Origin of the sequence: Geitlerinema sp. CS-897, from assembly GCF_028368005.1 — a bacterium.
Taxonomy (GTDB): Bacteria; Cyanobacteriota; Cyanobacteriia; order Cyanobacteriales; family Geitlerinemataceae; genus Baaleninema; species Baaleninema simplex.
Genome location: NZ_JAQNCQ010000104.1, coordinates 1 through 21,342 on the forward strand (window position 1 = coordinate 1; position 21,342 = coordinate 21,342).

At 52.0% G+C, this 21,342-nt stretch carries 18 protein-coding genes; all 18 read left to right on the top strand.

What is annotated here, in order from left to right:
• Positions 1 to 422: 422 nt before the first annotated feature.
• The 18 genes from POG22_RS06180 (at position 423) to POG22_RS06265 (ending at position 21,198) form a co-directional block, all read left to right on the top strand.
• Positions 423 to 2,597: an ATP-binding protein gene (locus POG22_RS06180; protein WP_498904205.1), complete on the top strand. Its 2,175-nt coding sequence runs from the start codon at positions 423 to 425 to the stop codon at positions 2,595 to 2,597.
• Between the two features lie 59 nt (positions 2,598 to 2,656).
• Complete coding sequence (locus POG22_RS06185) at positions 2,657 to 4,273, top strand: eCIS core domain-containing protein (RefSeq protein WP_498904207.1); 1,617 nt, start codon at positions 2,657 to 2,659, stop codon at positions 4,271 to 4,273.
• A gap of 248 nt (positions 4,274 to 4,521) precedes the next feature.
• Complete coding sequence (locus tag POG22_RS06190; protein ID WP_498904209.1) at positions 4,522 to 6,240, top strand: eCIS core domain-containing protein; 1,719 nt, start codon at positions 4,522 to 4,524, stop codon at positions 6,238 to 6,240.
• A 372-nt stretch (positions 6,241 to 6,612) separates the two neighbouring features.
• Positions 6,613 to 7,203, top strand: coding sequence for a Pvc16 family protein (locus POG22_RS06195; protein ID WP_498904210.1), 591 nt, complete (start codon positions 6,613 to 6,615; stop codon positions 7,201 to 7,203).
• Between the two features lie 14 nt (positions 7,204 to 7,217).
• A complete protein-coding gene (locus POG22_RS06200) occupies positions 7,218 to 7,838 on the top strand; it encodes a carboxypeptidase-like regulatory domain-containing protein (RefSeq protein ID WP_498904211.1) in 621 nt (206 codons plus the stop codon).
• 144 nt (positions 7,839 to 7,982) lie between these two features.
• Entirely contained in the window at positions 7,983 to 9,233 is a 1,251-nt protein-coding gene (locus tag POG22_RS06205; protein WP_063717381.1) for a phage tail sheath family protein, read from the top strand.
• Positions 9,234 to 9,494: 261 nt separating this feature from the next.
• Positions 9,495 to 10,784, top strand: coding sequence for a phage tail sheath family protein (locus tag POG22_RS06210; protein ID WP_498904213.1), 1,290 nt, complete (start codon positions 9,495 to 9,497; stop codon positions 10,782 to 10,784).
• A gap of 151 nt (positions 10,785 to 10,935) precedes the next feature.
• On the top strand, positions 10,936 to 11,361 hold the full coding sequence (locus tag POG22_RS06215) for a phage tail protein (protein ID WP_063717377.1): 426 nt from the start codon (positions 10,936 to 10,938) through the stop codon (positions 11,359 to 11,361).
• Positions 11,361 to 11,738, top strand: a complete 378-nt coding sequence (locus POG22_RS06220; RefSeq protein ID WP_063717375.1) for a hypothetical protein — start codon at positions 11,361 to 11,363, stop codon at positions 11,736 to 11,738. Before POG22_RS06215 ends, POG22_RS06220 begins: the two co-directional genes overlap by 1 nt.
• 5 nt (positions 11,739 to 11,743) lie before the next feature.
• A complete protein-coding gene (locus POG22_RS06225) occupies positions 11,744 to 11,881 on the top strand; it encodes a DUF6760 family protein (RefSeq protein ID WP_498904215.1) in 138 nt (45 codons plus the stop codon).
• A gap of 15 nt (positions 11,882 to 11,896) precedes the next feature.
• Positions 11,897 to 12,436 (top strand): phage tail protein, encoded by a 540-nt coding sequence (locus POG22_RS06230; RefSeq protein ID WP_498904217.1) that lies wholly within the window; start codon positions 11,897 to 11,899, stop codon positions 12,434 to 12,436.
• A 22-nt stretch (positions 12,437 to 12,458) separates the two neighbouring features.
• Positions 12,459 to 14,081, top strand: coding sequence for a hypothetical protein (locus POG22_RS06235; RefSeq protein ID WP_498904219.1), 1,623 nt, complete (start codon positions 12,459 to 12,461; stop codon positions 14,079 to 14,081).
• Positions 14,081 to 14,731 carry a CIS tube protein gene (locus POG22_RS06240; RefSeq protein ID WP_498904221.1) on the top strand — a complete coding sequence of 217 codons (651 nt, stop codon included), beginning with the start codon at positions 14,081 to 14,083 and terminating at the stop codon, positions 14,729 to 14,731. Before POG22_RS06235 ends, POG22_RS06240 begins: the two co-directional genes overlap by 1 nt.
• 7 nt (positions 14,732 to 14,738) lie before the next feature.
• Positions 14,739 to 15,791 (top strand): phage late control D family protein, encoded by a 1,053-nt coding sequence (locus POG22_RS06245; RefSeq protein WP_498904223.1) that lies wholly within the window; start codon positions 14,739 to 14,741, stop codon positions 15,789 to 15,791.
• Positions 15,791 to 16,438 carry a phage baseplate assembly protein V gene (locus tag POG22_RS06250; RefSeq protein ID WP_498904229.1) on the top strand — a complete coding sequence of 216 codons (648 nt, stop codon included), beginning with the start codon at positions 15,791 to 15,793 and terminating at the stop codon, positions 16,436 to 16,438. The genes POG22_RS06245 and POG22_RS06250 overlap by 1 nt, the downstream gene beginning before the upstream one ends.
• Before the next feature lie 38 nt (positions 16,439 to 16,476).
• Positions 16,477 to 16,878 carry a PAAR domain-containing protein gene (locus POG22_RS06255; RefSeq protein WP_063717366.1) on the top strand — a complete coding sequence of 134 codons (402 nt, stop codon included), beginning with the start codon at positions 16,477 to 16,479 and terminating at the stop codon, positions 16,876 to 16,878.
• 8 nt (positions 16,879 to 16,886) lie between these two features.
• Entirely contained in the window at positions 16,887 to 17,273 is a 387-nt protein-coding gene (locus POG22_RS06260; protein ID WP_498904226.1) for a GPW/gp25 family protein, read from the top strand.
• 277 nt (positions 17,274 to 17,550) lie between these two features.
• Entirely contained in the window at positions 17,551 to 21,198 is a 3,648-nt protein-coding gene (locus POG22_RS06265) for a putative baseplate assembly protein (protein ID WP_498904227.1), read from the top strand.
• Positions 21,199 to 21,342 lie beyond the last annotated feature (144 nt).

A 21,342-nucleotide genomic window follows, 5' to 3' on the forward strand; every position in this document is an offset into this window, starting at 1 on the left:
ACCCCAGTCTAATACTCCATCCTTTTCCGATAAGCTAGGTTTCAAGAAGTCTTCACCACATCCCCCCTTAGCCCCCCAAAGAAGAGGGGGGTTGGGGGGATAGAGGGGCTTGTCAGGTTGGACAAAACCAGTGTTTGAAATTCGGATTCCGTATAACTTGAGTTTTGGATAAAAGTCGCCCTGGAAGGCTCGCACTGCTTGCACTGAGTTTGTCGAAGTGAGCTTGTCGAAGTGAGCTTGTCGAAGTGAGCTAAGTTGAAGGGGCGAGGCTCTAACCCCAGTTTTTTGGTAGAAAATGCAGTGCGACAGCGGAACTCGAAAGGTTCGACCTCGAGTAGCGTTCGCGACAGTTGTTTCTCGCGTATCCTCGCGGCCTGTCGTACGGGAGGGGCGATCGATGTCTGCACTGCGAGGAAAAGGATATGACCAACTGTTATTATGCAAGCTCTCTCGAGCATCTGTTGGCAGAGCTGACTCAGATCGGTTTTCTCCTCAAACGCTATGTCGAGAACTGGCGAGCGACTCAAGAGAGCGATTTTGACGATCGCGGGTTGTATATTTCTCCGGCGGAGGTCGATCGCCTGTTATTTCAATTAACGGATTTTACCCCCCGTTCTCGCTCGAAGTTCGTCCGTCGAGAAGTCGAGGAGCTGTCGGAACGGATCGAGGGGTTGAAAAATGCCAGTTTGGAACGGGATATTCCGCTGAGACTTCACCGTTTCGCCCGCACGTTCGGACTCTCTCGCTTTGAAATCAACGTCGTTTTACTGTGTTTGATTCCCGAACTCGATCTGTGCTTCGAGCAACTTTATGCGTACTTGCAAGACGATGCGACGCAAAAGTATCCGAGTGTCGATTTGGTCTTAAATTTGTTGGCGTCTTCTCCGATTGAAAAAATACAGCTTCGTCAGTATTTTTCGACGGGTTCTCGTTTGTTTGAATTTAAAATATTAGATAAAATTGCAGATCGCGATCGCATAACCAGTTGCCTTTTAGGATCTTATCTTAGCGTCGATCCCTCGATCGTCGATTATTTATTAGAAAGTCCCATTTGTTATCCTCACGCCGATTTCGTTCGCTGCGATCGCCTGCTCGATATCGATCTCGACGAACTTTTTCTCGACACGCGATCGAAACAGAGTTTGATGGCAATTTTTGAGGTCTCCGATCTTCAAAATCAACAATGGCGAGTTTATCTACAAGGAAATTGTTCGATAGAAATTCAGTATTTTGTATCGCTAGTTTGTTGCAAATTTAATCTTGATTTAATTCGACTCGATTTTCGAGTATTTCTGAATTTAGAATTAAAAGAGTTCGATCGCGAGTTAAATCGGATACTTCGAGATGCAAAACTCAACGATTGTGCGGTCGCGATCGCCCATTTCGATGCCATTTTTGATGAGTCGAACGAGGCTTATGCGATCGCTGCAAATTTCGCGTTTTGTAAATACTCAATAGTTCTCGTATTCTCGGGGACGAAACCGTGGGATTCTCGAGCGATCGAACTCTCGCCAACCGTGACTAAAATACCCATTCCAAAACTCGACGCGATCGCACGCCTAAACATCTGGAAAACTTGTCTAGAAAACCCAATTTCTCCAGAAGTCGATCGCGAACTTCCCATCATTGCCAGTAAATTTCGATTTCAGCGAGAACAAATCCAAAACGCGGCGATCGAAGCGAGCCATCTGGCGTATTGGCGTAACGCGGCCGATCCGAAAATCACCCGAGACGATCTCTACGAAGCCTGCCGGTTACAGTCGAGTTCTCACCTCGAATCCTTGGCGCGTCGCATCGTTCCGCGTCGTCAATGGTTCGATCTCGTCTTGCCGAGCGATCGCTGCCAACAACTTAAAGAAATCTGTCGTTATGTTAAATATCGTACTCGAGTTTACGAACAATGGGGATTCGATCGCAAACTCTCGTCCGGTAAAGGATTGACCGCCTTATTTTCGGGTGCGCCGGGAACGGGAAAGACGATAGCCGCCGAAGTGTTAGCTGGCGATCTCGGGTTAGAGCTGTATAAAATCGATTTATCCAGCGTGGTGAGCAAATACATCGGCGAAACTGAAAAGCATCTCAGTCGCATCTTTGAAGCAGGCGAGGCGAGCAACGCAATCCTCTTTTTCGACGAAGCCGACGCTCTGTTTGGAAAACGCACCCAAGTTAGCGACGCTCGCGATCGATACGCCAACATCGAGGTGAGCTATCTCCTTCAACGGCTCGAAGAGTACGAGGGGATCGTTATCCTAGCGACGAACTTCCGCCGCAACATGGACGACGCCTTTTTAAGACGACTCCACTTTACGATCGATTTTCCCTTACCCACAGAAAAAGAACGCCAGCTCATTTGGGAGCGCATCTTACCCGAAGAACTCCCTCGTAGCGAGAATTTAGACTTAGCGTTTATGGCGAGTCAGTTCGAGTTAGCGGGTGGAAACATCCGAAATATCGCCTTAACTGGTGCGTTTCTCGCCGCTGAAGAAAATAGCGAAATGACGACGAGCCATCTGATTCGAGCGACGCAGCGGGAATATCAAAAAATGGGCAAAGTCTTACGAGATGAAGAGTTTGGCAAATATGCCGACTCGATCTAGCCGCGTTCTCACGAAATCTCGCCAACTAACGGTCATGTAGTCAACTCGAGGACAAGACAATGGGCGATCGCACGTTTGAAGCCAACCCCCAAAAATCTCGACGTTTTGCGTTGCAACCCCAACAAACGCGAGGCGATCGCTCGCTCGGACTGCCATCTACACCGCCTCAGTTGGATATTGTATCCCGCACGGGATCGCGAACGCAGAGTTCGGCGACGGCAAACACCCACGCGAAGACGATCCGTCGCCTGCAAACAGCGCGATCGCCCCTGGCTCGTCAAGCCCTGAAGCAACTTCAGCGACAATACGGAAACCGCTACGTGCAGCGAGTCGTCGAACTCGCTCGACAAAGTAACGATAACACCGACGTCGCCCCAGAAATCGAAGCCGCCATCGAGCGCAAACAGGGAAGCGGACAAGCCTTAGACAACGGCGTTCGCCATCAAATGGAATCGGCGTTCGGGGTCGATTTCCGTCGTGTCAACATCCACACCGACACCGAATCCGATCTGCTCAACCGCAGCCTCGAGGCTCGAGCGTTCACCGTCGGGAGCGATATCTTTTTCAGTCAGGGAGAGTACGCCCCAGGAAGTTCCAGCGGACGAGAACTCCTCGCTCACGAGTTAACGCACGTGGTACAGCAAAGCAGCGGCGTGCGGAGGAAGTTAACCGTCAGTCAACCGGACGATCCTGAAGAACGAGAAGCCGATCGCATCGCTAAAGCGATCGAACCCATCACAACACCTCCAAGCCAGCAAGCGTCTATCCAGCGACAAACACCCGAGACAGAAGAAGCCACCCAGACAGAACCTCAAGAAGAACGAGGGACGTATATCGAGTCTCGCGGACGACGCGAGCGGGTCGATCCGACTCGGGTATCCAGTGGTATTTGGTGGTTTAACGGGGAAACGCCAACCCTTTCTTCTCTATACCCAACCGAAGCCGACCTCGCTACGGGTTTACCAGCGACAGGGACGTTCCGATATACGATCGCTAGAGGAACCAATATTTTGGGAATTAACGATGGGACTTCAGTGACGACGTCGCGTACCGTCAGGAACGATCCCACCGTCAAGGTCACGAGTTTAGGACCGAGTTCGGCTTCCAACGATGTCGAGTTGAGAATCGAGCATACCCCCCCAGGAACGACTCGCACAAATACCTATACAACTCAATTAGAAGTTCGTGCGCCCAATCACCTCGATTTACTAGGATGCTCTCACGCCGCAGAAGGAGCGCACGGATACAAATCGACCTTTCGTATGAAAGTGTTCGACAATTTTGGCAGCGAAATGCCCTATATCGACGCGAACGAAGACTTTACTTCGGGAACTTTGGAACCCGGAGTAAGTCGCGAGTGGCACGCTCCCTTCTTATCTCGCACGAAAGGACACACGCTTACTCTCAGCGATGCCGTATTCCACGATAATTATACGGTTTCAGTTACGGGCGGAGCGCCGCCTGCTTCGATGAGTCCGCACCCGAGTAACCCACAAACTCCTCCGGGAAACGCACGCGTTGGTACGTTTACGCACTGGTGGTTTATCGGCAGTCCCACTCCCGGACGTGGCGTGAAAGTATCCGAGCATATTGGTATTTTATATGCCGATCACGGTCAATATTTTGGTTTTCTAAGTCCTCCGTTTTATGTGGTTCGACCGATTAACTGTCCGTAAATTAGACGCGAAGCCATACAACATGGAGAATTTCCAGACTGCGAAGGACGGGTTCGTGTGAAGTTCCCTCTTTGTGGAGAGACGTAACGTTCGAGATCGAGATGTTAACCTTGAGGTGTGCGATCGAATTTCAAAACTGAAAAAGTACGACAGTATTTTTATATTCGTCGATCGGGTGACTTTTACAGCAGATCGTATCGCTCGATCGCCAATTTTTGAGTCACTTAAAAAACGTTGAGGACAAAATCATGAGCGATCGCACGTTTGAAGCCAAAAAACAACAATCCCGACATTTTGAGTTACGCCCCCAACAAAAGCGAGGCGATCGAACGCCAAAACCTCAAGAAACACCACCTCTCGACATTTTGGCACGAACGGGATCGCGCACACAGACAGCCGCCACGGTGAAAACCCACGCGAAGACGATCCGTCGCCTGCAAACGGCGCGATCGCCCCTAGCTCGTCAAGCGTTATTGCAACTCCAGCGACAATACGGAAACCGCTACGTGCGGCGAGTCGTCGAACTAGCTCGACAAAGCAACGATAACACCGAAGTCGCCCCAGAAATCGAAGCCGCCATCGAGCGTCAGCGGGGAAGCGGACAAGCCTTAGACAACGGCGTTCGCCATCAAATGGAATCGGCGTTCGGGGTCGATTTCCGTCGCGTCCACATCCACACCGACACCGAATCCGATCTGCTCAACCGCAGTCTCGAGGCTCGAGCGTTTACCGTCGGGAGCGATATCTTTTTCAGTCAGGGAGAGTACGCCCCAGGGAGTACGAGCGGAAAAGAACTCCTCGCTCACGAGTTAACGCACGTGGTACAGCAAAGCAGCGGCGTGCGGAGAAAGTTAACCGTCAGTCAACCCGGCGATCCTGAAGAACGGGAAGCCGATCGCATCGCGACAGCGATCGCGCGATCTCCTCAAGTTTCCCTAGCGACAGAGACCGATGAGGAAGAAGGAATCGAACACCGGGAAGTGGCGTTAGCGCGATCGACATCGAACTGGCTTCAACCCTTGTCTGTCGGCGTATCCTCGGGTGAGATTATGCGCGTTACAGATACCGATCGCAGCGGGAGTGACTGGCTTTCGCTGACCGTTCCCGACGGCCCTTACGTAGTGGAAGCCACGAACGTCGAAGCTGATGTGAATAGCGCGTTTGAATACACGCGCGGATTTCAATATTTTAACGATGCGTACCATCACAGCCCGATGTTTGCGGGCATCGAAGCGATTCCCTTCCGAGGTCGCAGTGACGAAAATCGCCGCAGTCGGAATTTCCAAATTCGCGCCCGTACGGGTAGCGATCGCGGCGAACCCGACAATCTATGGACGAGCGGACGTGCTTGGGTACTGGTTTACGTGAAGCGACCGGGATACATCTCTGACTACCCGCAACTGACCGCTACGGTATGGCTCGATACGGTACCTTACATTGGCGGCGTTCGAGGAAGTACTCAACTCATCACCTCAAAAGCTTACGATGTCACGCCCGGACGCTATCATCCCTTCACCGTTCGACAAGGAGAAAAGGTGACACTCACCGAACAACAGCAAATTACCGTGTCGGATGGGTACGTTTTATCTCGAGGACGCACGATTACAGATACCATCTCGGCGACGATTTCCTCAGAAATTGGAGCGGATATTGAAGTTCTCTCGAGTTCGATCGGTTCGGAAATCTCGAGCAGTAATTCAGTGGCCAATACGATTGGAACGCAATACACGCAGCAGGTTCAAGCGTCGCGAACGATAACGATCGCTCGAGAAGTCACCAATCCAGGGAATTGGGCAGTTGTCGCGACAGCTCAGGTCTACAAAACGCCCGTGACGGTCAATAATTTCGATCGTACTGGGAAGAAAACCTCTCAGAGCAACGCCGATATCTATACGATAATTTACAATCCAATTCCAGATATTTTACCGACGAACGACCGGGGTATTCCACAGGTGACTTCGCCTTAAGCTTTTAGACGAACGGCGGCAAAAAAAGAGAGCGGATCGAGCTGAAGGTATTTTAAAGACTGAATTCTAAAATATTCGCTTTTTGTTATACGATTGTGAGAGTATTTGTGATTTTTTTATTTCGTTTTTTGAATTTTTATTTATTTTCTTAAAAAACGAGCGACATCTCGCAAACTTAGGTTTATAACGGACGCATCCGATTCGTTGTAACTTGCATCGACCTAGCGAAACGATCGAGTTTTCGCTCGTGCGGAATTAGTCGCGCGAGAAAGAGAGTGTCGAGCGATCGACCCCAAACTCGAGACAAAATTCGCCATTTTCGATCGCGAAATTGCATCTCGATCGACTGTAGCAAGCGGCAAGAGAGCGCCTATGCTCGACGATCTCGATCGCACCCTCGAAGAATTGTTAAAGCGATCGCTACCCCCTGCCCTCGCAGAGAGTGTCAGCATCAGCTTTGCCACGCCCGACGACCAGTTTCCACCTTCATCGGTGACACTACCCGCCCTAGACCTGTTCCTGTACGACGTGCGGGAAAATCGGGACTTGCGGACGAGCGAGCGAACGATCGACCGCCAGAGTAACGGAACGGCGATTGCATCTGCCCCACCCGTACAGGTGGACTGTTCCTACCTCGTGACCGCGTGGGCGAGCGAAAATTCTACGACCCAAGCTCAGGACGAACACTTACTTCTCGGAGAAGTAATGAAAGTTCTATTGCGCTATTCCACCTTGCCCAGCGCCCTCTTACAAGGAAGTTTAGCCAATTCACCCCTACCCATTTTGACTCGCAGCCTACAAGCGGGTCAGCTACAAAGCCTCGCTGAATTTTGGCAAGCCCTCGGCGGCAAACCGAAAACGGCTTTGAACTACACCGCGACGATCGCGATCGCTCCGTCTGCGGGAGTCGAAACCGAACCGCTCGTGTCGGACAAATTGATGCGATTGGCGCAGTCTCGTTAGGAGATCGCCCAAAAATGACCTCATGGGAAACGATCCGCCACCAAATCGCTATTTCCGGGCGCGTCAGCAACGCTCGCACGGGGAACCCCTGCCAAGGCGTCCAGGTCGAAATTACCTCAGCTCCGGCAGAGTTTATCGCGTGGCTTGCCTTAAAAGCCTTACCTCACGGAGATCGCTGGTTCGATCTCCCCCAACGAGCCGATCGCGTCCGTACTACGGCCGACGGTCACTTTCACTTTCTCGATTTACCCAACGGAGACTATACCCTCACCGCGTCGGCTCCCCGACAGGGAAGCCGTTACGGAACCGCCGAAACTACCGTCACCGTGTCCCGCAACGTCGATCGCATCGTCGCAGCCACCGCCGATCTCGCCCTGTCGCCAACCACATTACGGGGTCGCATCACCAACGCCAGTGCCGATCCGATTTCCTTTGCCGAAATTCGCGTTCGCGGGAGTGGCGAACGAACGTTTAGCGATCGCTCGGGACACTACCAACTCCTACCCCTCGAAGCCTCGACCCACATCGATCGCACCGTCATCGTATCGGCCGTCGGATATCAAAGCATCTCGCAAACAGTCGCCCTCGATCGAGCAGGTGTCGTCCGAACCCTCGACGTCGCGTTAAATCCGTAGTTTTCTCAGATTTATTTTTTCTAGATTTCTCTAGCGGGATTTCCAATCACAGAATATTTCCCAAACACCCGATCGCGCGTTTGCCGCGTTGACAAACAGAACCGACAAAAATCCGTTCGCACCTTCACTTAGGAGTCGTTTTTCATGGCCACCTATCCCGCGCCAGGGGTTTACGTAATCGAAGTTCCCTCTGGTAGCCAACCCATCGCTGGAGTGGGAACCAGTACGCCGGGTTTTATTGGGATCGTTCCCGATCCCGTCGAAATCCTCAATCCCGACTACGACCCAACCCAACCCACCGATGACAGCACCGATCCACCGACGAATCCTCGATTGATTGATTTTTCACCGATCGCTGCCGGAGAAGTCAAACTCTGCACGAACTTCGGCGAATTTAAAAAATTCTTTGGCGACTTTTCGACCAATTCAGACCAACGCATATTAGCCCATTCCGTTTACGGATTTTTTAACAACGGCGGAACCCGCTGCTACGTGGCCCGCGTCACCGCAGACACAGAAATTGCTGGAGTTTTAGAACAATTTGAAGCCATCGACGAAATCGCGATCGTCGCCGCGCCGGGTCGTACCGATGCCAGCGTTCGCAGTGCGATCGTCACCCACTGCAAAATTAGAACCGGCGATCGCTTCGCCATTTTAGACAGCGACGAAACCGTCGAAGACGGCAGCGGTAACCTCGATCTCAGCCTCCTCGATCCTTCCAACAACAGTAACGTTCTCCCCGACAACTCCGACTACGCCGCCTTTTACTTCCCTTGGATTCAAGTCTTCGATCCCGTCACCAAAGTCCAAAATCCCGACAGCAACGGGCGAATTTACGTGCCGCCGAGCGGTTACATGGCAGGAGTCTACGCTCGAGTCGATACCAATCGCGGCGTTCACAAAGCCCCCGCCAACGAAACCGTCTTCGGGGCGTTGGGACTCAAATACCGTCTCAGCCGTTCCCAACAGGGCGGACTGAACCCCCAAGGCGTCAACTGTATCCGCGACCTCAACGGTAATATTCGCATTTGGGGCGCGCGAACGATCGGCGGTGACAGTAACGGCGAGTGGAAATACATCAACGTTCGCCGTTTGTTCCTGTTTTTACGAGAGTCGATCGACGAAGGCACGCAATTCGCCGTCTTCGAGCCGAACGACCCGAATCTGTGGGCGAAAATCACCCGTAACGTGTCGGCGTTTTTAACCAACGTCTGGCGAGACGGAGCGCTTTTCGGGAACAGTCCCCAGGAAGCGTTTTACGTCAAATGCGACGCAGAAACCAATCCCCCCGAAGTGCGTGACGCCGGACAAGTCATTACCGAAATTGGCGTCGCCGTCGTCAAACCCGCCGAATTCGTCATCTTCCGCATCAGCCAATGGGCGGGATCGCAATAAACAGTCGCCAGTCGCCAGTCACCAGTCACCAGTGAGTAGGGAACAGGGAACGGGGAACGGGGAACAGTGGAGACAGTTAACAGGTAACAGTTGTAGGGTGCGTGACCTAAAGACACTAGAAATATGCTGTAAACCGACTAACTTGTCACGCACCTTTTACAGTGAACAGTCACCAGTGTTTCAGTCACCAGTCACCAGTCGCTAGTGAGTAGGGAACAGGTAACAGTATCTCCCCCTCTCCCCCTCTCCCTTGCTAAAACCATGTATCGTACACCTGGCATTTACCGAGAGGAAATCGTTACCGCTCCCGAGCCGAAGCTCCAGACGGGAATTCCCGCGTTTCTGGGGTTGACGGACGATCGCACGCCGGTTTCCGTTAACGAGCCGGTTCGCCTCGTCCGGGGCGCGGAATTCGAGGTGCAGTTCGGACGATCGCTCGAGAACGGCTATCTCGCCGATGCAGTGCGGGGCTTTTTTGCCAACAGTTCCCGTCCTTGCTACGCGGTGCGGTTGCGCGACCTCAGCCGAGAGAGTTTAGAAGCGGGGTTAGACAGTCTCGAGGCGATCGCCGATCTCGATTTAGTGGGCGTTCCCGATCTCGCGATCGCGTTGGTATCGAGCCTCGATCGCGTGCAGAACGCCATCGATAACACCGACCCGGATTTTCAGATTCAACGACTGACGCAAGAAGCGTTAGCACTCGAGCGAGAGGTGGTTCGATGGCAACAACTGATTCTCGATCGCTGTGGGACATCGGGCGATCGCTTTGCGATTCTCGATAGCTTACCCCGTCCTCGCCTCCTGGCCGCTCTCTTTGAGGCCACGGACGCCGACAGCTTTTCGTCCCAAGAGTTGCGACAACGGCTTCAAAACGCCGATCCTCTGCAACCGCTCCTCGCACAACGCCGCCAGTTACGGGGGGCGAACGGGGCGGTATACGGAGCTTGGCTCGATGTCGGAAAACGAGGTAACGGCGGACAAACGATGTGGGTTCCCCCCTGCGGCCACTTAGCAGGAGTTTACGCACGCAGCGACGATCGCTTCGGCGTTCACAAAGCCCCCGCCAACGAGGAAATCGAGGGTGCAGTGGATGTGGAGGTAGATTTCACCGTTCGTCAGAGCGATCGCCTCAATTCCGAAAACGTCAACGCACTGCGATCGCTTCCCGGTCGAGGTATTCGCATTTGGGGTGCGCGAACCCTCAGCCGCGACGCCAACTGGACGTACGTGAACGTGCGGCGATTGTTTCTCACCGTCGGCCGCTGGGCCGAGCGGAACCTCGCAACGATGGTGTTCGAGCCACACGACGGCCGGTTGTGGAATCGCGTTCGCCGCGAACTCAGCGGCTATTTAAACGGCTTGTTTCAACAGGGTGCGTTGAAAGGAAGCTCGGCGCAAGAGGCGTTTTTCGTTCGGTGCGACGCTCGCACGAATCCCCCCGAAGTTCGCGATGCGGGAAACCTGGTGGTGGAAGTGGGACTGGCTCCCTTACGTCCGAGCGAATTTATTATCGTGCGTCTGGTGCGATCGGAAAGCGGCCTCGATTTTTAGGGAAGCAGGGGAGAGGGGGAGAGGGGGAGAGGGGGAGATACTGTTCCCTACTCACTGGCGACTGGCGACTGGTGACTGGTGACTGTAAAAGGCTGGTGACTGTCTTCATTATCACCTATTTTGACGTTTCGTTTTTTAAGGAGTTACGACCGTGCCAACTAATCCCTATCGTGCTTATAATTTTCGCATTGAAATCGATGGAATCGATCGCGGTGGATTTCAAGAATGTTCGGGCTTGGATTCGACGCAAGATCCGATTCAATATCGAGAAGGAACGGATAAAGCACTCACTCAACGCAAACTACCGGGACTCGTGACGTTCTCGAATATTTCTCTGAAATGGGGAGTGAGCGACGATGCCGAACTGTGGGAATGGCGAACGAAAGCTGTAGATGGAACTGTCGAACGTCGCAACGGTTCGATCGTCTTACTGAACGACATCGGAGAAGAAGTCATGCGTTGGAACTTCCGTGAGGGGTGGCCGACGAAATGGACGGGAACGACGTTTAATGCCACTGGAAACGAAGTGGCGATCGAAACTTTAGAAATTGCCCACGAAGGACTGACGAAAGCCTGATGTTACAAACTGAGTTTCCTTTTACGTTACCGAACGGTTATGTCGATGGAGAGGGCAATCTTCACTGCGACGGCGTGATGCGTTTGGCGACGGCTTACGACGAAATCGCGCCGTTGAAAGACCATCGAGTGCAAGCTAATCCTGGCTATCTCGTCGTCATTTTGCTGTCGCGCGTTATCGTGCGCCTCGGCGATTTGGAACAGGTGACGCCGAAGGTTATTGAAAGTTTGTTTGCTGCGGATTTTGCGTTTTTACAAGATCTCTATCAAAACGTTAACAGCAACGGTCATAGTCACCTTCTCGTCACCTGTCCCCACTGTGAAGGGGAGTTTGAAGTCGAAACCGCCAGCGTGGGGGAGTCAGCCGCTACCCCTTAGATCGGTTGTTTGAGGAGGTAGCATATTTGGCTTATCACTTCCATTGGGATTACGATCGCATTATGGGGTTCGAGCATCGAGAACGCCTGCATTGGGTGGAGGAGGTCGATCGCATTAACCAACGCATTAACGAGACGATTTAGTTTGAGGAACGCATCGTGACGACTTTAGGACTCAACGCCGCTTTTACGGTCGGTGCGAACCTTCTTGGCATTCGCAACGATCCCTATTTAGGGTATAACTTCCTGGTGGAAATTGAAGACTTAATTGTCGGCGGTTTTACGGAGGTAACGGGATTAGAAATCGAGGTCGAAGTTGAGGAATACGCAGAAGGAGGACAAAACGAGTTCGTTCATAAGTTTCCCGGTCGCACGAAATATCCTCAAAATTTAGTTCTCAAACACGGCTTGACGAATATTGAGAGTTTGTGGAGTTGGCATCAGGATGTCACGCAAGGCAAAATCGAACGCCGGAACGGTTCGATTTACCTCCTCGACAATCGAGGATTACCGGCGATGTGGTGGGATTTCCGCGAAGCTTATCCCGTGAAGTGGACGGGGCCGCAGCTGCAAGCCGACAGTGCCAATATTGCCGTCGAAGCGATCGAACTCGTGCATCGAGGGATTGTCAAACCCCCTGAAAGTAGCGCTTTGTCTGCGGTTCGCGGGGGTGTGAGTGCAGCGACGCAGTTATTTTAAGTGGGTTTAGGAGGACGGATTTTTGAACGAGTTTTCAAACGAAGAAAAACGCAAAAAGACGCACGATTTGTCTTGGGAAAGTGCGGTTCGTCCTGCGTTGTTGGAACGGCTGATGCGTCCGCTCTCGGGTGGGGGAGTTATTGAGGGAAAACTCGCACATGGGATTTATTCGCGGTTGGAACGCACACGGAATCTCCATCCGCTGACGGCGAGATTTCTCGATCGCACGTCTTCTAATCTCCCATCTTCTAATCCCTCGAATTCATCTTCGTCGCTTCGGGTGTTTGCGCGTCGTCGAGGATCGAATATTGCACGATCTCCGATTGGAAAACCGTCCGATTTGGAGGAGGTTTCTGAAAATTCATCGAGCGATCGCCGTTCAGTGATTTCTGATGATTCTTCGAGCGATCGTTTGAATACTATTTCTGAGAGGCGATCGCGATCGCCTTCTGATTTTTTGAGTCGCAAGACTGACAAGATTTCTTCTGATGCGACTGTTGAAAACTTAAATTCTCAATCCTCAAATTCTCAAGATCTGCAAAATACTAGCGCAGCGATCGCGGAATCTTCGACCGCTCCAAACCTCACTCAACCTCTAGAGAGTTTGCCGATCGTTCGACCGCGATCGCACTGTGGCTCGAGATCGCTCGTTCGATCTGGCAATTCAGACGGTTCGGCTGAAAGTTCGTATGTTTCTAGACTGCCAGTTTTACCGAATAAAAAACTGTCTGAAACGCAATCTTTTTCAAACGAAACTCGTCAGGTCGTTCGAGCGTCTGGGGTTCGAGAAAATAGCTATTTAACACAAATTCGAGAAAAAGTCAATACAAATTATAGCAATTTTGTCTCGAATTCTAATTCGGAAGTTACGAGTACGAATCCTGAAGATTCGATCGCAATATCTCAGACATATTCAGATCTTCCCGTCGTAAGCCCTCAAAAAAACGAAAAACTTTCACGAAGTTACTACTCGAACCGTCGAGAATCCGATCCTCAAAATTTATTGCCTCAAGCATCAGTTTTCGATCGTTCAAATTCTCAAAATAAACATTCGGCGATCGTTCGAGCGATCGATGCCAAGCCAACAACATCTTTAATAGGCGATCGCCTACAACAAAATCGTGCTATTGAATCTCTGCCCAGTGAGACGATCGCCAGAACGAGAAGTCAAAAACGACAGTCGCATTCAGTTTCTCGTCAATTCAACCCGTCCGGTTTTATACCTTCCGTTCGAGCGAGAAAACAACCCCTCAAAACAGGACGATCGCGACCAGAACGAGAGCTGACTGCTGGCCGTTCGACCGAAACTCTCGTAAATTTAACCGGACAAACGAGATCGCTCGCCTCTCAAGCCCGGCGAACCTATGTTTCAGCAAAAGCCGGACTTCCTAGCCGCTCGACGCCCAACTCATCGACTTCCCGATCGTCAGTCTTTCGAGCCTCAGAACGCGAACCGATCTCCGATCGCTCGAACCGTTCTGAAACCATACGTGCGTCACCGTCGCACTCGAACTCTGCGAGTCTCGAAACCTCCGAGGTTAACGCCATCGAACGAGACCACAACATTGACGATATCGCTGACAAAGTCTTACGCAAACTCAGACGAGACTTAATTATCGAACGAGAACGACGAGGACAGTTTTGATGAAACCCGAAAAACTCAAAATTATTCCCGAAGAAGGCGACGAGATCGAGGTGTTGTTTAACCCCAACAAAATCAAAATCGATAAATCCTTCCAGTGGCGATCGACCCCCAAGCCTCAAAGCGACGTGTCGCAACCTCAACCCACTCACGGCGACGCGGCGACGCTGACGATCGACGAACTGTTTTTCGATACCTACGAAACGCGATCGAACGTTCGCGATCGAACCGATCGCCTGTTTCAACTGACAGTCGTGAACGGCGAGTTACACCGTCCTCCCATCGTCACGTTGCAGTGGGGAACTTGGACTTTCGACGATTTTCAATGGGTTCTACAACGGTTCAGTCAAAGCTTTACGCTGTTTCTCGACGACGGAACCCCCGTTCGGGCCACGCTCAATTGCGTGTTCAAACAGTGGATTTCTAACCAAGAAGAAGCCCAACGTCAAAACAAACAGTCCTCTGACGTTCCCAAAACCCACACAGTCAAACGGGGGGAAACCCTCAGCAGTATCGCCGGAAAAGAATTCAAAGATCCGACGCGATGGCGGGCGATCGCGCGAGCCAACGATATCGACAATCCTCGCCGTCTCGAACCCGGTCGAATTCTCGCCATTCCCACGTTAAACCAATCTCGCCGTTCGACTCGATAACCCCATCATGGCCGACATCGCCCCGGAATTTCGCATTTGGATTAACGGTTCGCAACTTCCCCCCGAAGCCGCCGCCGACTTGCTGTCTGTCTCCGTCAGCGAAACGACGGACGCCGCAAGTATGTTTGCGTTGCGTTTGGTGACGTGGGATCTCGATCGCCTAGAAATGACCTGGGTAGACGACGACCTGTTTGGTGAGGGAAACGAAGTCGAAGTGCAGATGGGATACGTCGATACCCTCGAAACCCTCATCGTCGGCGAGATTACTGGTTTAGAACCCGAATTTTGCGCCTCGGAAGTTCCGACCCTCACCGTTCGCGGCTACGATCTCCGCCATCGTCTCATGCGCGGCCGTTACACCCAAACCTTTACTCAAATGAAAGACAGCGATATTGCGAGCCAAATCGCCAGCGAGGTGGGACTGACGCCAGAGGTCGAAGACACGGGAACGACGCTCGAATACGTCCTACAACGCAACCAAACCCATTGGGAATTTTTACAAAGTCGCGCGCGTCGCTTGGGGTACGAAGTCCTCGTCAGCGATAAAACCTTAATCTTTCGTCCCTACGGTCACGCCGATACGGAGGTTCTCACCCTCACCCGAGAAAACGACGTTCTCGAATTCTACCCTCGCTCGACCACGATGCCCCTCGTGGGAGAAGTGGCGGTTCGCGGTTGGAATCCTAAAGACAAAGAAGCGATCGTCGGACAAGCGGCGACGGGAGACGAAGGGGGAACGATGGGAGGGTCGGCGTCCGGGGCGCAAACGAGCGTCGATCGCTTCGGTGAAAGCCAAACCGCCAGCGTGGTTCGACCGGTGTTCGGTCAAGCCGAAGCCGACAGTCTCGCGTTGGGGGCGTTTCAAACGATGGCGTTGAAATACGTGACGGGTGAGGGATCTTGCGTCGGACGGACGGATCTGCGATCGGGAACGGTCGTCCGCTTTGAAGGCTTCGGAGAACGGTTTAGCGGGTCTTATTACTTAACGTCAACCCACCACTACTTCACCCCTCAACGGGGCTATCGTACTGAGTTTACGGTCAGGAGGAACGCGACGTGATGTATTCAGAACTGTTCGATCGCCCCAATTTTTCGGGAAACGGTTCCGACGCCCCGCTGTACGGCGTGTTCGTCGGGATCGTTACCAACAACCAAGACCCCGACAATCTCGGCCGGGTCAAGGTTCGCTTTCCCTGGTTGTCGGACGAAGTTGAAAGCACTTGGGCCCGCATTGCGACGCCGATGGCGGGGGGCGATCGCGGATTGTATCTCCTTCCCGAAGTGGACGACGAGGTCTTGGTGGCGTTTGAGGGGGGATCGGCGGAGTTTCCTTACGTTCTCGGGGCGTTGTGGAACGGACAGGACGCACCGCCAGACAGCAACGACGACGGGGAAAACAACGTGCGATCGCTGACGTCGCGAAGCGGCCACGTGGTTCGGTTCGACGATACCGACGGGTCGGAAAAGATCGAAATTCTCGACAGTAGCGGTAACAACAGCATCACCCTCGACACCGCCAACAATACGATCGCGATCGTGGCCGATTCCGACATCACCATCGAATCGAGTAACGGAAAACTCGTCCTCAGCGGAAACGGCGTCGAAATTTCCTCCCAAGCCGAATTAAAGATCGAAGCCAGTCAAACCCTCGATATCCAAGGAGGACCGGAACTGAATATTCAAGGTGACATGGTGAATATTAATTGATTTGTCCGTTGGTTTGTCGTTCGAGAGAGGTCTAAAACATGGGACAACCCGCCGCCAAAGAAGGCGATTTCATTACCGCCGTCGATACTCATATCGTTCTCGTTCCCAATCCATCGGGAACTGTTCCGACGCCGTTACCCCATCCTTTTTCTGGGTCGATCGGGGGCGACCTCAGCAGCGATGTCAACATCATGGGAAAGCCCGCCGCGACAGAAGGGAGTACTGCCGATAATTCGCCCTCCCACATCCCGACACCTCCCGGTACGTCGTTTCAGGGTTCGCCGTCGAACAAAGCGACGATTAAGTTGGGCAGTCAAACGGTCAAAATCAACGGTAAATCGGCTGCTCGCAACGGCGATATGGCAGAAACTTGTAACGATCCTAGCGATCTGCCAGTGGGAACGGTTATCGCAGTGGGAACGGTATTCATTGGAGGTTAAATCATTGTATGAGCGCTAAATTTCTCGGGGTAAGTTGGCGGTTTCCTGTTGGGTTGAACGAAGGCGATCGCATTGCGATGGCGGAATATGAAGACAGCGTTCGTCAAGCCATTTGGACGATTTTAGGAACCTCGAAAGGCGAACGGGTCATGCGTCCAGATTTCGGGTGCGGCATTCACGATCTGGTGTTTGCACCCAACAGTGCTGGAACCGCAGGCCGCTTAGCCAGTGAGGTTCGACGCGCCCTGCGTCAGTGGGAACCGCGCATCGATATCGAACAGGTCACGGCGTTTCCCGACTCCCGAGAACCGAACAAACTTCTCATCAAAATTCATTATAAAGTCCGAACGACGAACAATCGATTTAATTTGGTTTATCCGTTCTATTTAGAATAAAAATAACTGTGGAATTTTCAGCATCTTGAAAGCGTTAAAAATTTGAAAAAATTGTCAGTTTTTTGAATTTGAGTTTTACTTCTGTGATTTTTTAAGCGATCGAGCTAGATCGAAAAAATGTGTTATTTTGATGTTTTTAAATTGAAGCATTTAATGTAGCAAAAGTAAGACACAAAATAGCGTTCACGAATAATAGGAAAAACTGCATTAGGTTTCACGCTAACCGAAAAAAATAACTAGATGACCGATTTTCTGTTCCCCGTTCCCCCAAAGTTAAATGACACGACAACCGCCACAGATCGACGATCGCACTTACGACGACATTGTTCGTCAAACAGAAACGCTCGTTCGAGCGTTTACAGATTGGCAACCCTCAGAGATAGAACTCGACGCGGGAGGGGCGTTCGTTCGCATTTTTGCTCGCCTGATGGAAGTAGCGATCGATCGCCTCAACCGCATCCCCGATCGCAATTTTCTCGCCTTTCTCGATCTTATCGGAACGCAACTGCTACCGCCCCAATCTGCTCGCGTTCCGATAACGTTTCAACTCGCCAAGGGAAGTCTTCACGAGGCATTTGTTCCGGCAAAAACTCGCATTGCAGCGACTCCGATGGAAGGGGAAACAGACGAGGTAATTTTCGAGAGCGATCGCCCGTTATTCGTGACACCAGCTCAGCTCGATTCTACGTTCGTTCGAGACCCTCAAACTGGACAGTATGGCGATTATACGCAAACAGCAACGACGGAAAATGGGTCGAGTTTTCCAGTCATGCAAGGCAATCGACCCATTCCTCATTATTTATATCTCGCTAACGACGATATTTTGATGCTTCCGAGCGATAAAACGGTTACAATTCAAATTGATTCGCCAGATGCCGAACGACTCGCGACATTGCCGATATCTTGGTGGTTTTGGAACGGTGAAGACTGGCAGAAAATATCCCAAAATACAATTTCTAGAAATTTACGATCGCGCGATCGTTTGGAGATCGAAATCGAACATTGTCCGTCGGTCAACTCTATTCAAATTAATGCGATCGAAGCCGCTTGGATACGAGGGGCGTTAGAGATACCTCTACCTAAAGATAAGTTAATCGACAATCGCACGATCGCACGAAATAATTTAGCGATCGATGCGGCGTTCTCTGGGGTGCAACTCCTCGACGTTCGACATTCGTTTTTTCCGTTTGGCGATCGCAATCCACCGAACGACTTTTTCTTGGGTGTAGAAGAAGCGTTTTCAAAACCATCTTCTAACATTATTTTAGAAATTTCTTTAAAACAAAATGGAATCGCATCGAGTAATATTCGCCTCGAATTTTATTATTGGAATAACAACAATTGGCAGGTTTTAGGGTCTCGAAACATTGAAGATAACACTGAAAATTTGACACAAAATGGAACGATCGCGGCGATCGTTCCTATCGATTGGCAGCCGACAGACATTCCACAAGGCGATCGAACGGCTCGCTGGCTGCGAATTCGCGTCGCCGAAGGAACCTACACGCAGCTTCCCGAAATTGAGGCGATCGCCCTCGATTATACTTGGGATTTACCGACGATCGATCGCGTTCGTATTCAATACGAAATTACTGCCGATCCTACTTTTCCTGAATTGGGATTTTTCAATACCACCGCCCTCGATTTTACAAAAGCGTTTTATCCATTGGGCGATCGACCAAATTTTAACGACGCACTCTATTTTTCGCTGAATTCAGACTACGCCAAACCGAACGTCACGGTTACCGTTGAAGTCGAACCCGAAAATCTTAACAACCTTATCCCCAATCCTTCAGAAGATTTAGAGCTGAAATGGGAGATTAGCAACGGCGAAACTTGGACGCCGTTAGGAACTGCGACGCCGACAACATCGTCGAGCGAACCCGATCGCAATTTCCAAGACGACACTCGAGCCTTTACGGAAACCGAAGCGCGATCGATTTCATTTGATTTACCTCAAGATATCGCATCGCGAATTGAAAACGGAGAAAAAAAATATTGGGTGCGCGTGCGAATTTCACGAGGAAACTATGGAACAGAAACGGTAACCCAGACGCTTCGTCACTATACAACCCTGCAAGAGTCTGTTTCGCCATCGAGCAATAGACTTTGGGTTCGCAGCATTCGCGGATTTGCACCGGGCGATACGATAAAAATTGCGGCGGGGAGCAACTTAGAAGAAACCCACACCATTCGAGGGATTGAAGCAGTTCAAAACGAGCAAAGTGTATTAATTTTATCGAACGCTGTAACTCACGAGCATTTTGCAAATACTGGTGTTTGGTTAGTCTCGTCTGATTTGTTAAGTCCGCCGTTACTGAAGTCTTTTAAGGTAAGCTATACAGCACCGAGTCCGTTTGTTGACGTATCCCATTGCCTCACAGAAAACGATTTTAAATACCGCGATCGCACCTCAGACAGCCAAACCGACGATCGCACGTTCGTCCCCTTCGTCCCAACAGACGACGACAAATCCACTCTGTACTTCGGATTCGATCGCCCCTTCGCCAACCAACTGACGACCTTATATTTCCGCGTCGAACCCGTCAAATACGACAGTGCGATCGTCGATCGCCTGAGAACCGATCGCGATCCCGCCAGGGTGGTGTGGGAATATCGCAGCGTCTCGGGTTGGCGACGCTTGGGCGTTCTCGACGAAACCGAAACCTTTTCCGAACGGGGACTCGTGCAATTCGTCGCCCCAAAAGACCTCGCCACAACCTCCGATTTCGGACGACAGGGGTACTGGTTTCGCGTTCGGTTAGAAGACGGCGAATTTGCGATCGCCCCTCGCTTAGAACGCATTCTCACCAATACCACTTGGGCGATACAAGCGGTTTCAGTCGATCGCGAAATTCTCGGTTCCAGTACCGGCGAACCCAACCAAACCTTTCAAACCACCAAAGCCCCAGTTCTCCTCGATCCCATTTTGGACGTCGAAGAACCAGAAATGCCCTCTCAGCCCGAACTCGACGCGATCGCCCGCGACGAAGGAAACGACGCCCTAACGACGGTTCTCGGCGACGGGGGAAACCTCCGCAGCCTGTGGGTTCGATGGCATCAAGTACCGGACTTTTACAGTTCTTCGCCCCGCGATCGCCACTACGTCCTCGACTATCTCACGGGAACCGTCCAGTTCGGCGACGGATCGAGCGGTGCGATTCCTCCCCAGCGGCGTAACAACGTTCGTCTGTCCTATCGCACGGGAGGCGGTGAAATCGGCAACCGACCCGCCCAAACGATCGTACAACTCAAATCCGCCGTTCCTTACATCGACGGTGCGATCGACTACGAACCCTCTGGCGGCGGTGCCGATCGCGAAACCCTCGATCGCGTGCGAGAACGAGGTCCGAAATTCCTTCGCCACCGCGATCGCGCCGTCACGGGAGAAGATTTCGAGGATCTCGCTCGCGAAGCCTCCCCCGACGTGGCGAGAGCGAAAGCCATCATCGCCACCGATCGCGACACCGCCGGACGTATCGGCTTGATTCTCGTTCCCCGCAGCGACGATCCCCAACCGATCCCCACCCTCGATCTCATCGATCGCGTCGAAGACTACCTCAACCGCCGCCGTTCCCCCGGACTCGATCTCTGGATCGCCGGCCCCGACTGGATCAAAGTGACCGTCACCGCCGATCTCGTTCCCGTTTCCCTAGAAGCGTCCGTTTCCCTCGATGTCGAGGTGGCCGATGCGATCGCCCGTTTTCTCCATCCCCTGACGGGCGGACTCGACGGCCGCGGATGGGAATTCGGCCGCAAACCCCACGAGTCCGACTTATACCGAGCGATCGAAGCCATCGACGGGGTCGATCGCGTCCTTTTACTCGCCATCACCGAAGATCCTCCCAGCGAAACCGCTCGCCGCGATCGCTTCCTCATCTACTCTGGCGTTCACGACATTACAGTCACCAGCCTTTTACAGTGAACAGTCAACAGTGTTTCAGTCACCAGTCACCAGTCGCCAGTCGCCAGTGAAGACAGTTAACAGATAACAGTTTCTCCCCCTCTCCCTTTCTCCCCCTCTCCCTTTCTCCCCCTCTCCCCCTCTAAAAAATGCCCATTCCACTTC

What these genes read in the sequence shown, in the direction of transcription:
- POG22_RS06180 (WP_498904205.1), top strand. Translation starts at nt 423, where the DNA reads ATGACCAACTGTTATTATGCAAGCTCTCTCGAGCATCTGTTGGCAGAG.
- POG22_RS06185 (WP_498904207.1), top strand. Translation starts at nt 2,657, where the DNA reads ATGGGCGATCGCACGTTTGAAGCCAACCCCCAAAAATCTCGACGTTTT.
- POG22_RS06190 (WP_498904209.1), top strand. Translation starts at nt 4,522, where the DNA reads ATGAGCGATCGCACGTTTGAAGCCAAAAAACAACAATCCCGACATTTT.
- POG22_RS06195 (WP_498904210.1), top strand. Translation starts at nt 6,613, where the DNA reads ATGCTCGACGATCTCGATCGCACCCTCGAAGAATTGTTAAAGCGATCG.
- POG22_RS06200 (WP_498904211.1), top strand. Translation starts at nt 7,218, where the DNA reads ATGACCTCATGGGAAACGATCCGCCACCAAATCGCTATTTCCGGGCGC.
- POG22_RS06205 (WP_063717381.1), top strand. Translation starts at nt 7,983, where the DNA reads ATGGCCACCTATCCCGCGCCAGGGGTTTACGTAATCGAAGTTCCCTCT.
- POG22_RS06210 (WP_498904213.1), top strand. Translation starts at nt 9,495, where the DNA reads ATGTATCGTACACCTGGCATTTACCGAGAGGAAATCGTTACCGCTCCC.
- POG22_RS06220 (WP_063717375.1), top strand. Translation starts at nt 11,361, where the DNA reads ATGTTACAAACTGAGTTTCCTTTTACGTTACCGAACGGTTATGTCGAT.
- POG22_RS06240 (WP_498904221.1), top strand. Translation starts at nt 14,081, where the DNA reads ATGAAACCCGAAAAACTCAAAATTATTCCCGAAGAAGGCGACGAGATC.
- POG22_RS06245 (WP_498904223.1), top strand. Translation starts at nt 14,739, where the DNA reads ATGGCCGACATCGCCCCGGAATTTCGCATTTGGATTAACGGTTCGCAA.
- POG22_RS06250 (WP_498904229.1), top strand. Translation starts at nt 15,791, where the DNA reads ATGTATTCAGAACTGTTCGATCGCCCCAATTTTTCGGGAAACGGTTCC.
- POG22_RS06255 (WP_063717366.1), top strand. Translation starts at nt 16,477, where the DNA reads ATGGGACAACCCGCCGCCAAAGAAGGCGATTTCATTACCGCCGTCGAT.
- POG22_RS06260 (WP_498904226.1), top strand. Translation starts at nt 16,887, where the DNA reads ATGAGCGCTAAATTTCTCGGGGTAAGTTGGCGGTTTCCTGTTGGGTTG.
- POG22_RS06265 (WP_498904227.1), top strand. Translation starts at nt 17,551, where the DNA reads ATGACACGACAACCGCCACAGATCGACGATCGCACTTACGACGACATT.